The sequence below is a fragment of the Streptomyces sp. NPDC101234 genome (genome assembly GCF_044767525.1).
Taxonomy (GTDB): domain Bacteria; phylum Actinomycetota; class Actinomycetes; order Streptomycetales; family Streptomycetaceae; genus Streptomyces; species Streptomyces sasae.
In genome coordinates this window covers 196,496-208,910 of sequence record NZ_JBIWOA010000006.1, presented here as the reverse complement: position 1 = coordinate 208,910, position 12,415 = coordinate 196,496, and the positions used below count along the sequence as shown (strand labels likewise).

At 70.5% G+C, this 12,415-nt stretch carries 10 protein-coding genes and 1 tRNA gene; 8 read left to right on the top strand and 3 right to left on the bottom strand.

Annotation, left to right across the window (positions count from 1 at the left end; genetic code table 11):
• Positions 1-67 precede the first annotated feature (67 nt).
• Positions 68-1,627 carry a potassium/proton antiporter gene (locus tag ACIRR9_RS13680; RefSeq protein ID WP_403751180.1) on the bottom strand — a complete coding sequence of 520 codons (1,560 nt, stop codon included), beginning with the start codon at positions 1,625-1,627 and terminating at the stop codon, positions 68-70.
• Between the two features lie 194 nt (positions 1,628-1,821).
• Between ACIRR9_RS13680 and ACIRR9_RS13675 the strand changes: the two genes are divergently transcribed.
• The gene (locus ACIRR9_RS13675) at positions 1,822-4,602 is read left to right on the top strand and encodes a penicillin acylase family protein (RefSeq protein ID WP_403750822.1); all 2,781 of its coding nucleotides are present in this window, start codon (positions 1,822-1,824) and stop codon (positions 4,600-4,602) included.
• Positions 4,603-4,673: 71 nt separating this feature from the next.
• On the opposite strand, the gene ACIRR9_RS13670 is transcribed toward ACIRR9_RS13675, so the two are convergent.
• The gene (locus ACIRR9_RS13670; protein ID WP_403750820.1) at positions 4,674-5,255 is read right to left on the bottom strand and encodes a 5-formyltetrahydrofolate cyclo-ligase; all 582 of its coding nucleotides are present in this window, start codon (positions 5,253-5,255) and stop codon (positions 4,674-4,676) included.
• 133 nt (positions 5,256-5,388) lie between these two features.
• Here ACIRR9_RS13670 and galU point away from each other — a divergent pair, with 133 nt between their 5' ends.
• The 7 genes from galU (at position 5,389) to ACIRR9_RS13635 (ending at position 11,127) form a co-directional block, all read left to right on the top strand.
• Positions 5,389-6,300, top strand: a complete 912-nt coding sequence (gene galU / locus ACIRR9_RS13665) for a UTP--glucose-1-phosphate uridylyltransferase GalU (RefSeq protein WP_384560107.1) — start codon at positions 5,389-5,391, stop codon at positions 6,298-6,300.
• Positions 6,297-7,619, top strand: a complete 1,323-nt coding sequence (glp, locus tag ACIRR9_RS13660; RefSeq protein ID WP_365336253.1) for a gephyrin-like molybdotransferase Glp — start codon at positions 6,297-6,299, stop codon at positions 7,617-7,619. Before galU ends, glp begins: the two co-directional genes overlap by 4 nt.
• 125 nt (positions 7,620-7,744) lie before the next feature.
• Positions 7,745-8,257, top strand: a complete 513-nt coding sequence (gene moaC, locus ACIRR9_RS13655) for a cyclic pyranopterin monophosphate synthase MoaC (RefSeq protein ID WP_403750817.1) — start codon at positions 7,745-7,747, stop codon at positions 8,255-8,257.
• The gene (locus ACIRR9_RS13650; RefSeq protein ID WP_403750815.1) at positions 8,254-8,790 is read left to right on the top strand and encodes a molybdenum cofactor biosynthesis protein B; all 537 of its coding nucleotides are present in this window, start codon (positions 8,254-8,256) and stop codon (positions 8,788-8,790) included. The genes moaC and ACIRR9_RS13650 overlap by 4 nt, the downstream gene beginning before the upstream one ends.
• 20 nt (positions 8,791-8,810) lie before the next feature.
• Complete coding sequence (locus tag ACIRR9_RS13645; RefSeq protein ID WP_365336256.1) at positions 8,811-9,482, top strand: GNAT family protein; 672 nt, start codon at positions 8,811-8,813, stop codon at positions 9,480-9,482.
• Positions 9,483-9,667: 185 nt separating this feature from the next.
• Positions 9,668-10,951 carry a gephyrin-like molybdotransferase receptor GlpR gene (gene glpR, locus ACIRR9_RS13640; protein ID WP_403750813.1) on the top strand — a complete coding sequence of 428 codons (1,284 nt, stop codon included), beginning with the start codon at positions 9,668-9,670 and terminating at the stop codon, positions 10,949-10,951.
• 102 nt (positions 10,952-11,053) lie between these two features.
• Positions 11,054-11,127, top strand: a tRNA-Ala gene (locus tag ACIRR9_RS13635).
• Between the two features lie 157 nt (positions 11,128-11,284).
• Here the strand turns inward: ACIRR9_RS13635 and ACIRR9_RS13630 are convergent.
• On the bottom strand, positions 11,285-12,388 hold the full coding sequence (locus ACIRR9_RS13630) for a hypothetical protein (protein WP_403750811.1): 1,104 nt from the start codon (positions 12,386-12,388) through the stop codon (positions 11,285-11,287).
• Between the last annotated feature and the right edge of the window lie 27 nt (positions 12,389-12,415).

Genomic DNA, 12,415 nt, shown 5'->3' with positions numbered 1-12,415 from the left:
CGTTCACCTGGGATTGAGGGTGGTGTGAATCCCCCGAAACACACCCTTAACGCGTGTTCGCGCTCGGCTAACGCGTGTTCGCGCCCAGCCAGCCCGCCAGCTTGCCGCCGTGCCCGACCGCGCGCAGGCGCTGTTCCGCCGCGTCCCGCACCGGGTCGGTGGCGACCACGAGGAGTTCGTCCCCGAGGCGCAGCACCGTCGTGGGCAGCGGGACAAACGATTTTCCTTCGCGGACGACCAGGGTGACGGCGGCCCCGGCGGGCAGCCGCAGCTCGTTGACCTCGACGCCGTGCATCCGCGAGCCCTCCGGGATCGAGACGGACAGCAGATGTCCGCGGAGCCGCTCCAGGGGCGCGGACTCGATGCCGAGGTCGGCGGCCTCCGGCCCCTCGCCGAGCCGCAGCTTGCCCGCCAGCCAGGGCAGCGTCGGCCCTTGGACGAGGGTGTAGACGACGACCAGGACGAAGACGATGTTGAAGATGCGGTGGCTGGTGTCGACGCCGTTCACCATCGGGATCGTCGCCAGGATGATGGGGACGGCGCCGCGCAGCCCGGCCCAGGACATCAGGGTCTGCTCCCCCCAGGGCACCCGGAACGGCGCGAGACTGACGATCACACTCAGCGGCCGCGCCACCATGGTGAGCACCAGCCCGATGATCAGGGCGGGCAGGAAGTCGTCGCCGAGCTCGTGCGGGGTGACCAGCAGGCCGAGCAGCACGAACATGCCGATCTGGGCGATCCAGCCGAGTCCCTCGGCGAAGCCGCGCGTGGCGGGCCAGTGCGGCAGCCGGGCGTTGCCCAGCACCATGGAGGCGAGGTAGACGGCGAGGAAGCCGCTGCCGTGCGCGAGCGCGCCGGCGGCGTAGGCCGTGACCGCGATGGCCATCACGGCGATCGGGTAGAGGCCGGAGGCGGGCAGGGCGACGTGCCTGAGGCCCCAGGCGCCGAGCCAGCCGACCGCGAGGCCGATGGCCGCGCCGATGGCCAGTTCCGTGGCTATCTCGCCCAGCAGCACGTACCAGTGCGCGACCGGTCCCGCCGTGGAGAAGGCGACGACCAGGATGACCACCGGGGCGTCGTTGAAGCCGGACTCCGCCTCCAGGGTGCCCGTCACGCGCGCGGGCAGGGGGATGCGCCGCAGCACCGAGAACACCGCCGCCGCGTCCGTCGAGGACACCACCGCTCCGATGATGAGCGCCTGCCGCCATTCCAGCCCGACGAGATAGTGCGCGCCCGCCGCGGTGACGCCGACGCTCACGCCGACCCCGACGAGGGCCAGCATGGAGGCCGACGCCAGGACGGGTTCGACCTCCTTCCACTTCGTGCCGAGGCCGCCCTCGGCGAGGATCACGACCAGGGCCGCGTACCCGATGACCTGGGTCAGCTCGGCGTTGCTGAAGTGGATGTTCCCGATGCCGTCCTGGCCCATGAGGACGCCGATCCCCAGGTAGACGAGCAGGCTGGGGAGCCCGCTGCGCGAGGAGATCCGGACCGCCGCGACGGCGACGAGCAGGACCAGGGAGCAGACGAGCAGGAGCTGGTTGAGGTGGTGGACGGTCAGGCGCGGTTCCCTTCCTTGGCTCCCGGGCGGGCGGCGCGGAAGCTCACGTACACAAGACCCGAGGATGCGGCACTCCGCACCCTAGTTACTTCGTTACCTTACCTAACTCTTGACGCTTTCTTGACGCTTCCCCGGGCAAGATCGAACGCCCGTGCGCGCCGGTTCCCGACTCCGCGTCAAGTGGCTCGGGGCCCTGCGCCTATGGTTGCTCCAGCACTCCAGGACCGCCTGCCGCTCGCGTTAGGACAGCAAGGACAGCGATGCCCCCCAACACCACCGCCACAACGGGTGACAAGCCCGGCAAGTCCGGCAGGAAGAAGGGGCGCAAAGCCCGTCTGATCGTGCTGGTGCTCGTCCTGGCCATCATCGGAGGCATCGCCTACGGGGCTTACTGGTCGATCAGCACGGTCCGCGCGTCCTTCCCGCAGACCAAGGGTTCGATCACGCTCAAGGGCCTCTCCGGACCCGTCACCGTGAAGCGCGACGGCTACGGGATCCCGCAGATCTACGCCTCGACCGACGCGGACCTGTTCATGGCGCAGGGCTACGTCCAGGCGCAGGACCGGTTCTACGAGATGGACGTGCGCCGCCACATGACCTCCGGCCGCCTGTCGGAGATGTTCGGCAAGGGCCAGGTGCAGAACGACGAGTTCCTGCGCACCATGGGCTGGGACCGGGTGGCGAAGAAGGAGTACGACACCAAGCTGTCGGCCGCCACGAAGAAGTACCTCCAGGCCTACTCCGAGGGAGTCAACGCCTACCTCGCCGGCAAGGACGGCAAGGACATCTCCCTGGAGTACGCGGCCCTGGGGTTCGTCAACGACTACAAGCCCGAGCAGTGGACCCCCGTCGACTCGGTCTCCTGGCTGAAGGCGATGGCCTGGGACCTGCGCGGCAACATGCAGGACGAGATCGACCGCGCCCTGATGACCAGCCGCCTGTCCGCGCAGCAGATCAAGGACCTCTACCCCGACTACCCGTACAGCCGCAACAAGGCGATCGTCCAGGAGGGCCAGTACGACGGGCTCACCAAGACGTTCCAGCAGAGCGGCTCCGGCTCCAGCTCCAGCTCCACGAGCGGCTCCGCGACCTCGACGGGCACCAGCGGCTCCTCGACCTCGTCGTCCGCCGGTTCGGCGCTCACGAGCCAGCTGGCGGGCCTCTACAACGTCCTGGACGACGTCCCCACGGCCGTCGGCGTGAACGGCCAGGGCATCGGCTCCAACTCCTGGGTCGTCGGTGGGGACCACACCATCAGCGGCAAGCCGCTGCTCGCCAACGACCCACACCTGTCGGCCTCGCTGCCGTCCGTCTGGTACCAGATGGGCCTGCACTGCACCACGGTCTCCAGTAAGTGCCAGTACGACGTCACGGGCTACACCTTCGCGGGCATGCCGGGCGTCATAATCGGCCACAACGCGGACATCGCCTGGGGCATGACCAACTCCGGCGTCGACGTCACCGACCTCTACCTGGAGAAGCTCTCCGGGGACGGCTACCTGTACGACGGCAGGGTGAAGCCCTTCACGACCCGTGAGGAGACCATCAAGGTCGCCGGCGGCACCTCCAAGAAGATCGTCGTGCGGCAGACCGCCGACGGCATGCCCCTGCTGTCCGACCGCGACGACGAACTCGTCCAGGTCGGCAAGAAGGCCACCGTGAACACCGCCGCACCCGACCGCGGCGACGGCTACGGCATCGCCCTGCGGTGGACCGCCCTCGACGCCGGCACCACCATGGACGCCGTCTTCGCCATCGACAAGGCGGCCGACTGGAGCGAATTCCGTGACGGCGCCGCCCAGTTCGACGTGCCCTCGCAGAATCTGATCTACGCCGACACCAAGAACAACATCGGCTACACCCTGCCGGGCAAGATCCCCACGCGCGCGTCGGGCGACGACGGCTCGATCCCGGCGCCGGGCTGGAACTCCAAGTACAAGTGGACCGGCTTCATCAAGCAGGACGAACTGCCCTACGAGTACGACCCGAAGCGTGGCTACATCGTCACCGCCAACCAGGCCGTGGTCGACAAGGACAAGTACCCCTACACGCTCACCACGGACTGGGGCTACGGCACCCGCAGCCAGCGCATCACCGACCTGATCGAGTCGAAGATCAAGGACGGCGGCAAGATCTCCACCGACGACATGCGCCAGATGCAGATGGACAACAGCAGCGAGATCGCCAAGCTGCTGGTGCCCAAGCTGCTGAAGATCAACCTCGACGACAAGGACGTCCGCGAGGCGCAGAAGCTCCTGGAGGGCTGGGACTACACCCAGGACTCCGACTCCGCGGCGGCCGCCTACTTCAACGCGGTCTGGCGCAACATCCTCAAGCTCGCCTTCGGCAACAAGCTGCCCAAGGAGCTGCGGGTCAAGGGCCAGTGCCTGTGGGTCGACAAGATCGACAGCACCGGTCCGGTCGACGACGACACCAAGGTGCGCGAGTGCGGCGAGCGCGACGCCGACCAGGCCCAGCCGGACGGCGGCGACCGCTGGTTCGAGGTGGTCCGCAACCTCATGAACCAGCCGAACAGCGACTGGTGGAAGACGCCGGCCGGAGTGGGCGACCGCATCAAGGCCGACAACATGAACCAGCTGTTCGAGCGGGCCATGATCGACGCCCGCTGGGAGCTGACCGCCAAGCTCGGCAAGGACATCGACACCTGGAGCTGGGGCCGGCTGCACCGCCTGTTCCTGAAGAACCAGACCCTCGGCACCGACGGCCCGAGCATCGTCCAGTACATCCTCAATCGCGGCCCCTGGAAGCTCAGCGGTGGCGAGGCCACCGTCAACGCGACCGGCTGGAACGCGGCCGGCGGCTACGGCGTCGTCTGGGTCCCCTCCATGCGGATGGTCGTCAACCTCGACGACCTCGACAAATCCAAGTGGATCAACCTCACCGGAGCCTCCGGCCACGCCTTCAGCTCCCACTACACCGACCAGACGGGCAAGTGGGCCGACGGCGAACTGCTCCCGTGGTCGTTCTCGGACAAGGCGGTCGACAACAGCACCAGCGACACGCTCGTCCTCAAGCCCTGAGGCGGCTGACCGCACGCTCCTGAAACGGCCCTCCACGCACGCGTGGAGGGCCGTTTCGCACGAGGGCCGGATCAGGAACCCGCGAACCGCCGCGCGCCCGACGGCGTCACCACCGCCTGGACCGGCCGGTCGTGTTCCTCCGCGGGCACGTGCTCGACGACCTCCGTGTCGTACAGCAGCACCACGAGCGCCGGGTGCGCACCCGCGCGCTCCAGGCGGGCCAGCACGCGGTCGTACGACCCTCCGCCGCGCCCCAGACGCATCCCGCGCGCGTCCACCGCGAGCCCGGGCAGCAGCACGACGTCGGCGCGGAGCACGGCGTCCGGCCCGAGGCGTTCACCCGAGGGTTCGAACAGCGCCATCTTCCCGCTGTGTTGGACGCGCGCGAGGGATCCCTCCCCGGCGTAGGCGCCCCAGTCCAGGTCGTTGTCCGGCAGCAGCGCGGGGAGCAGGACGCGTACCCCCCGCGTGAGCAGGGCATCCAGCAGCACCAGCGTGCCCGGCTCGTTCCCGACGGAGACGTACGCCGCCACCGTGCGGGCCCCCGCCAGCTCGGGAAGCTCCAGCGCGTGCCCGGCGAGCGTCTCGGCCGCCTCCCTGACGACATCCGTCGTCAACCTGTTCCTCACCCCGAGGAACTCTCGCCGCAACATTCGCTTGTCACCCTCGGCCTCTGATCCCTCGTGCACCACAGGTCGTTCCCGCACCCTTCTCAATCGGCTCATATGAGTGCCTATTAACCGGAGCCTCAGATTCTTCACAAAGGCACCGGATAAGGTTGCGGACATGACTCAGTCGCACCCCAGGATCAGCAAGGCTGTCATTCCCGCGGCCGGCCTCGGCACCCGGTTCCTGCCGGCCACCAAGGCCACTCCCAAGGAGATGCTGCCGGTCGTCGACAAGCCGGCGATCCAGTACGTGGTCGAGGAGGCCGTGTCGGCGGGGCTCGACGACGTCCTCATGATCACCGGACGCAACAAGCGCCCTCTGGAAGACCACTTCGACCGCAACTACGAGCTGGAATCGGCGCTCCAGAAGAAGGGCGACGCCCACCGGCTCGCCAAGGTCCAGGAGTCCAGCGACCTGGCCACCATGCACTACGTGCGCCAGGGCGACCCCAGGGGGCTCGGCCACGCCGTGCTCTGCGCGGCCCCGCACGTCGGCCACGAGCCCTTCGCCGTCCTGCTCGGCGACGACCTGATCGACCCGCGCGACCCGCTGCTCCAGCGCATGATCGAGGTCCAGGAGCAGCACGGCGGCAGCGTGATCGCGCTCATGGAGGTCGCCCCCGAGCAGATCCACCTCTACGGCTGCGCGGCCGTGGAGACCACCGCCGACGGCGACGTCGTCAAGGTGACCGGCCTGGTCGAGAAGCCCGACGCGGCGGACGCCCCGTCCCACTACGCCGTCATCGGCCGCTACGTCCTCGACCCGCACGTCTTCGACATACTGCGGCGCACCGAGCCGGGCCGCGGCGGCGAGATCCAGCTCACCGACGCCCTCCAGCAGCTCGCCCAGGACGAGAAGGTCGGCGGCCCCGTGCACGGCGTCGTCTTCAAGGGCCGCCGCTATGACACCGGCGACCGCGGAGACTATCTGCGTGCCATTGTCAGGCTCGCGTGCGAACGTGAAGACCTGGGCCCGGACTTCCGGACCTGGCTTCGCAGTTACGTAGCCGAGGAGATGCAGCAGAGTTGAGCAGCGCCGCGACCCGCCCCGCCGGCCCGGACCACCTGTGGTCGGTGGACGAGCACCTGGAGGACATCCTCGCCACGGTCCGCCCCCTGGAACCCATCGAGCTGCAACTCCTCGACGCCCAGGGCTGCGTCCTGGTCGACGACGTCATGGTGCCGGTCTCACTGCCGCCCTTCGACAACAGCTCAATGGACGGGTACGCGGTACGGGTCGCGGATGTGGCGGGCGCGAGCGAGGAGTTCCCGGCCGTCCTGGAGGTCGTCGGGGACGTCGCGGCGGGCGCCGCGGAGCTCACCCCGGTCGGCCCCGGCCAGGCCGCCCGGATCATGACGGGGGCCCCGCTGCCGCCCGGCGCCGAGACCGTCGTCCCCGTGGAGTGGACCGACGGCGGACTCGGCGAGGGACCCGTCGGCGGGATGCGGGCGCGCAGCATCGCGCCCGAGGGCGCCGCGGGGCACGTGCGCGTGCACCGGCCGGCCGAGCCACGCGCGCATGTGCGCGCGAAGGGCAGCGACGTGAAGGCGGGCGATCTCGCGCTGGAGGCCGGCACCGTCCTCGGCCCGCCGCAGATCGCGCTGCTCTCCGCGATCGGCCGCGGCACGGTACGCGTACGCCCGCGCCCGCGCGTGGTCGTCATGTCCACCGGCAGCGAACTCGTCCAGCCCGGCGAGCAACTGGGCAGCGGCCAGATCTACGACTCCAACAGCTTCGCCCTCACCGCCGCCGCCCGGGACGCCGGCGCCATCTCCTACCGGGTGGGCGCCGTCGTCGACGACGCCGACACCCTCCGCTCCACCATCGAGGACCAGCTGGTCCGCGCCGACCTGCTGGTCACCACCGGCGGGGTGAGCGTGGGGGCGTACGACGTCGTCAAGGAGGCGCTGTCGCACGTCGGCGACGAGGACGAGGCGGGCAGCGGCATCGACTTCCGCAAGCTCGCCATGCAGCCCGGCAAGCCCCAGGGCTTCGGCTCCATCGGCCCCGACCACACCCCGCTGCTGGCCCTGCCCGGCAACCCCGTGTCGTCCTACGTCTCCTTCGAACTGTTCGTCCGCCCCGCCATCCGCACCCTGATGGGCCTCGACGACGTCCACCGCCCCCGCACCACGGCGACGCTCAAGGCCGACAAGGCGCTGAGCTCCCCGAAGGGCCGCAGGCAGTTCCTGCGCGGGGCGTACGCCGACGGCGAGGTGACCGCCGTGGGCGGCGCCGGTTCGCATCTGGTCGCGGCACTCGCACACGCCGACGCGCTGATCGTCGTACCCGAGGACACGGAGTCCGTCGAGCCCGGCAGCGAGGTCGAGGTCGTCCTGCTCGGCTAGGACAGGCCCCTGGGGGTGTCCGGCGGTCCTGCCCGGTGGCGTGCGCCGGCTTGGCGGTACCGTGTCGCGCACAGCAGGCCCGAGCGCCGCACCGCCACGGGCCCGGACCGGGAGCGCCACACAGCATGACTGAGCCCTTCCGGGGGGAGACCCCCGGACCCTCTGCGCCGGAACGACTGACGCACATCGACGACGCGGGCGCCGCCCGTATGGTCGACGTGTCCGGCAAGGACGTGACCGCACGTACCGCCCGCGCCAGCGGACGCGTCCTCGTCTCGCCCCGCGTGGTCGAACTGCTGCGCGGTGAGGGTGTCCCCAAGGGCGACGCCCTGGCCACCGCGCGCATCGCGGGCATCATGGGCGCCAAACGGACCCCGGACCTGATCCCCCTCTGTCACCCCTTGGCCGTCTCCGGTGTGAAACTGGATCTGTCGGTCGCGGACGACGCCGTGGAGATCACGGCCACCGTGAAGACGACGGACCGCACGGGCGTCGAGATGGAGGCCCTCACGGCGGTCTCCGTCGCCGCGCTCACCGTGATCGACATGGTCAAGGCGGTCGACAAGGGAGCGGTCATCACGGACGTACGCGTGGAGGAGAAGACGGGCGGCAAGTCCGGCGACTGGAGCCGGGCGTGAACGCCGGGCCGTCCGCCGATGGTGCGCCGCGCGCGCCGTATCGCGCGCTGGTCGTGACCGCCTCCAACCGGGCCGCCGCCGGTGTCTACGAGGACAGGGGCGGCCCGCTGGTCGCGGCGGGGCTGGAGGGCTTCGGCTTCAGCGTGGACGGGCCGCGGGTCGTACCCGACGGGGATCCGGTGGCGGCCGCGCTGCGCGCGGGTGTCGAGGCCGGGTACGACGTCGTCGTCACCACCGGCGGCACCGGTATCTCGCCCACCGACCGCACGCCCGAGGCCACCCGCACGGTGATCGACTACGAGGTGCCGGGCATCGCCGAGGCCGTCCGGGCGTTCGGACGGGAGAAGGTGCCCACCGCCGCGCTCTCCCGGGGACTGGCCGGGGTGGCGGGCCGGACACTGATCGTCAACCTTCCGGGGTCCACCGGCGGGGTGCGGGACGGCCTGGCCGTCCTGGAACCGCTGCTGGCGCATGCCGTCGACCAGATCCGCGGCGGCGACCACCCCGGGCCGAGCAGTGGGGGTGCGAGCTGAACAGCCCGTCCTGGCCCGTCGTGCTGGCGGACGGCGATGTCGTCCTCCGGCCGATAAGGCTGCGCGACCAGCGGCCCTGGCGCGAGGTCAACCGGCGCAACCGCGACTGGCTGCGCCCCTGGGAGGCGACCATCCCGCCGCCCACTCCCAGCGGGCCGATAGCGCACCGGCCGACCTACCGGCAGATGGTCCGGCATCTGCGCTCCGAGGCGAACGCGGGCCGCATGCTGCCGTTCGTCATCGAGTACCAGGGGCAGCTGGTGGGGCAGTTGACGGTCGCCGGGATCACCTGGGGTTCGATGTGCTCGGGGCACGTCGGCTACTGGGTGGACCAGAGCGTGGCCGGCCGCGGGGTGATGCCGACCGCCGTGGCGCTCGTCGTGGACCACTGTTTCCGCACCGTCGGTCTGCACCGCATCGAGGTCTGCATTCGCCCCGAGAACCGGCCCAGCCGCCGGGTCGTGGAGAAACTCGGATTCCGCGAGGAGGGGCTGCGGCCGCGTTATCTCCACATCGACGGGGCCTGGCGCGACCATCTCGTCTTCGCCCTCACCGCGGAGGAGGTGCCCGAGGGGTTGCTCGGCCGCTGGCGGCGGACCCGCTCCCAGAGCGCGTCCGCGCAGTCACCGGGCACGACGAGCACGCCGAACGGGCCCCGGAATCCGCAGAACACCCCGGGGAATCCCGGCTAGCCGCGAAAATTGAATACATGTTCGAAATTGATCGATCGGTGACCGTCTCGGAGCATTGAATTAGCGGCTTCGGCGGTGTGCTGATCGCATCGATCACAAAAAAAGCTCGAAATATCAGCCGGATCGTGCGACACACCGACGCAATTGGCAGATGGCCCCACGCAAACCCCTCTACCGTGTGAGGCGTGAGCAGCAGCGGCCTCATCTACGCAGTCATTGTCGGGGCCTGGGCCGCCTACTTGGTGCCGATGTGGCTCCGTAGGCAGGACGAGCTGAACGAGGCCCGTCCTACGGAACGCTTCAGCACCGCCATCCGGCTGCTGTCCGGACGGGCGGGTATGGAGCGCCGGTACGCCAGGGACCTGCGGGCGCGCTCCGCCTCGGAGGGGGAGCAGGACGCCGGCGACCCGGACGCCGCCACCGACTCGGTGGACGTCCGGGCCTTCGCCATGCCTCCGACCCGCCGTCAGGTCCGGGCGGATGTCCAGGCGGAGAGGGAGCCGGAGGCACCCGGGCGCCAGGAACCGGCGCGCGACCAGACGGTCGCGCCCTCGGCCAAGTCCCCCTCCGCACCGGCACGTCAGCCGGGCGGCGCACCCGCCCCGGCACCGGCTTCCGCATCCGCATCCGCATCCACGCCTTCGCCTTCGCCTTCGCCCAAGCAGGTTCCGGCGGCCAGGCGAGCGCCCTCCGCCCAGGCGGCCGCGGCGCGCGCCCGGCGCACGAAGGCCCTCGCGCGCCGTCGGCGCACCACCGTTCTGCTCTTCATCGCGTTCACGCTGGGCGCGATCGTCGCCGCCGTCGGGGGGCTCGCCTTCCTGTGGGCGCCGGGCGTGCCCGCGGTCATGCTCAGCGGGTACATCGCCTACCTGCGCACGCAGGAGCGCCGGCGTTTCGCCTACCAGATGGACCGGCGTCAGGCCGAGGCCGCCGCGCAGCGGTTGCGGGAGCGCCAGCCGCGCCGGCGCACCCCCCTCGACACCGGCGCCGTCGCGGACGAACCGGACGAGGGACCAGCGGTCGAGACCGACCCCGGCCTGTCCGCGCTCGCCGCCGACCGGCGCGCCCTCGTCGAGCAGACCGACCACGCGGAGTGGGTCGACCAGCAGCGCGAGCGGCAGCGGCGCCCCGGACACGGCGACAGCTGGGACCCGGTACCGGTGCCCCTGCCGACCTACGTGACCGCCCCGGTCGCGCCGCGCGCCACCTCCGACGTGGACCTGGGGGCACCCGACGCGTGGAGTTCGGCACGGTCCAGTTCCGTCGCGCCCGAGCAGGAGACCAAGCCGGTCGCGCCGGAGGCCGAGGCCGAGGCGGAGGAGCCGCTGCCCGCCGACGACGACAAGCCGGGCGACGGCAGGAGCGACGCGCGCCGGGCGGCCTCCGCACGCCGGGCGCGCGAGCGCGGCCGTACGCCGCTCTTCGACCAGTACGAGGACGGCGACCGCCCGCGCGCGGCCAACGAGTGACCCGCACACGACGCGAGGCGCCCCCGGGACCCCGGTCCTGACCAGTCAGGGAACGGATTTCCAAGCACCCCGACGGGGATGCTAGAGTTTCACTCGTTGCAAGGGCCTGTGGCGCAGTCCGGTAGCGCACCTCGTTCGCATCGAGGGGGCCAGGGGTTCAAATCCCCTCAGGTCCACTGCAAACCGTTCCCGACTTCGGTCGGGAACGGATCACGAGATCCCCTTCAGCTCATCGAGCTGAAGGGGATCTCGTCGTTTCGGGGTTCGCTCCGGCACGGATGCCACAGTGAGCAGGCCCTCGGTGCCCATGAGCGGGTGCCCATGAGCGGGTGCTCATGAGTGGGTGATCGCCCTGTGGGTGAAGGTGGGGGTGGTTCCCGGGTTGGCCCAGGAGGCGGTCAGTTCGCTGGAGGGGAAGAACTGCAGGAAGCGGGGGTCGGCCTGGGAACGGTCGACCAGGGTCTTCTCGATGATCAGCGAGTTGTACTGCTCGGCCGTGGTCTCGATCGTGTTGGCGTTCAGCACCACCTCCTGGCCCCAGGCGCGGGACCAGCGGGCGAGGCCCGGCATACGGGAGTGCTCGGGGGTGAGGCACTCGGCGGCGATGACGTTCTCGCTGGACGCCCAGACGCCGGTGGAGGTGTTCAGGACCAGGGTCTGGTTGCCGAGGACGTGCCCCGGGGTCTCCACCACGGCCACGCCCGGCCCGAGGAGCAGCGAGCCGTCGACGGCGAGGAACGCGTCCGGCCGTACGTCCTGGTAGGTCCCCGGCTGGTACCAGGGCTGCTGGAGCGGGTGCAGCTGGGACATCGCGAGCAGCTCGTGGCGCTGCACGACGACCTTGGCGTTGGGGAAGGCGGGGGTGACGGTGGCGCCGCCGAGGTCGGACTGCGGCCGCGTCGTGCCCACCCAGCGGCGCAGGTCCTGGGTGTGCAGGTGGTCGAAGAGCAGGTAGTCGACGTCGGCCGGCTGGATGCCGAGGCGGGCCAGGTGGCCCAGGACCGTGCCGTGTTCGGTGGTGAGCAGCGACTGCAACGGTTTGGGGGTGCGGCGGATCAGGGCGGCGAAGTACGGCGTGTTCTGGCCGAGTTCGTGGTCGCTGGGCTCGAACAGCAGCACCCGCCCGCGTCCGTCGCTCTCCGTCCACCGCACGACCAGCATGCGGTTGGTGATCGACACGAACGGCGCGATGGCCCGACTGGCCCGGAACAGGCCGAACCTGGTGGGGTACGGCAGTGTGATCAGGTCGCAGGTGGCGACGCTGTCGGGGGTGCCGGTGGCGGTGAACTCGGACCGGAACACCTTGGCCTGACTGCGGGCCCAGGCGAGCTTGGCGCCGTATCCGCCGGGGACTTCGTCCAGGCCGTCGAAGGCGGGGACGCGGGTGCCGAGGGTGGGCATGTCGAGGACGTCGGAGTCCTGCCAGGCGAGCTTCATTGGTCCTCCCGGGACTCGGTAAGGGGC

What these genes read in the sequence shown, in the direction of transcription:
- ACIRR9_RS13675 (WP_403750822.1), top strand. Translation starts at nt 1,822, where the DNA reads ATGCCCCCCAACACCACCGCCACAACGGGTGACAAGCCCGGCAAGTCC.
- ACIRR9_RS13670 (WP_403750820.1), bottom strand. Translation starts at nt 5,255, where the DNA reads ATGTTGCGGCGAGAGTTCCTCGGGGTGAGGAACAGGTTGACGACGGAT.
- galU (WP_384560107.1), top strand. Translation starts at nt 5,389, where the DNA reads ATGACTCAGTCGCACCCCAGGATCAGCAAGGCTGTCATTCCCGCGGCC.
- moaC (WP_403750817.1), top strand. Translation starts at nt 7,745, where the DNA reads ATGACTGAGCCCTTCCGGGGGGAGACCCCCGGACCCTCTGCGCCGGAA.
- ACIRR9_RS13630 (WP_403750811.1), bottom strand. Translation starts at nt 12,388, where the DNA reads ATGAAGCTCGCCTGGCAGGACTCCGACGTCCTCGACATGCCCACCCTC.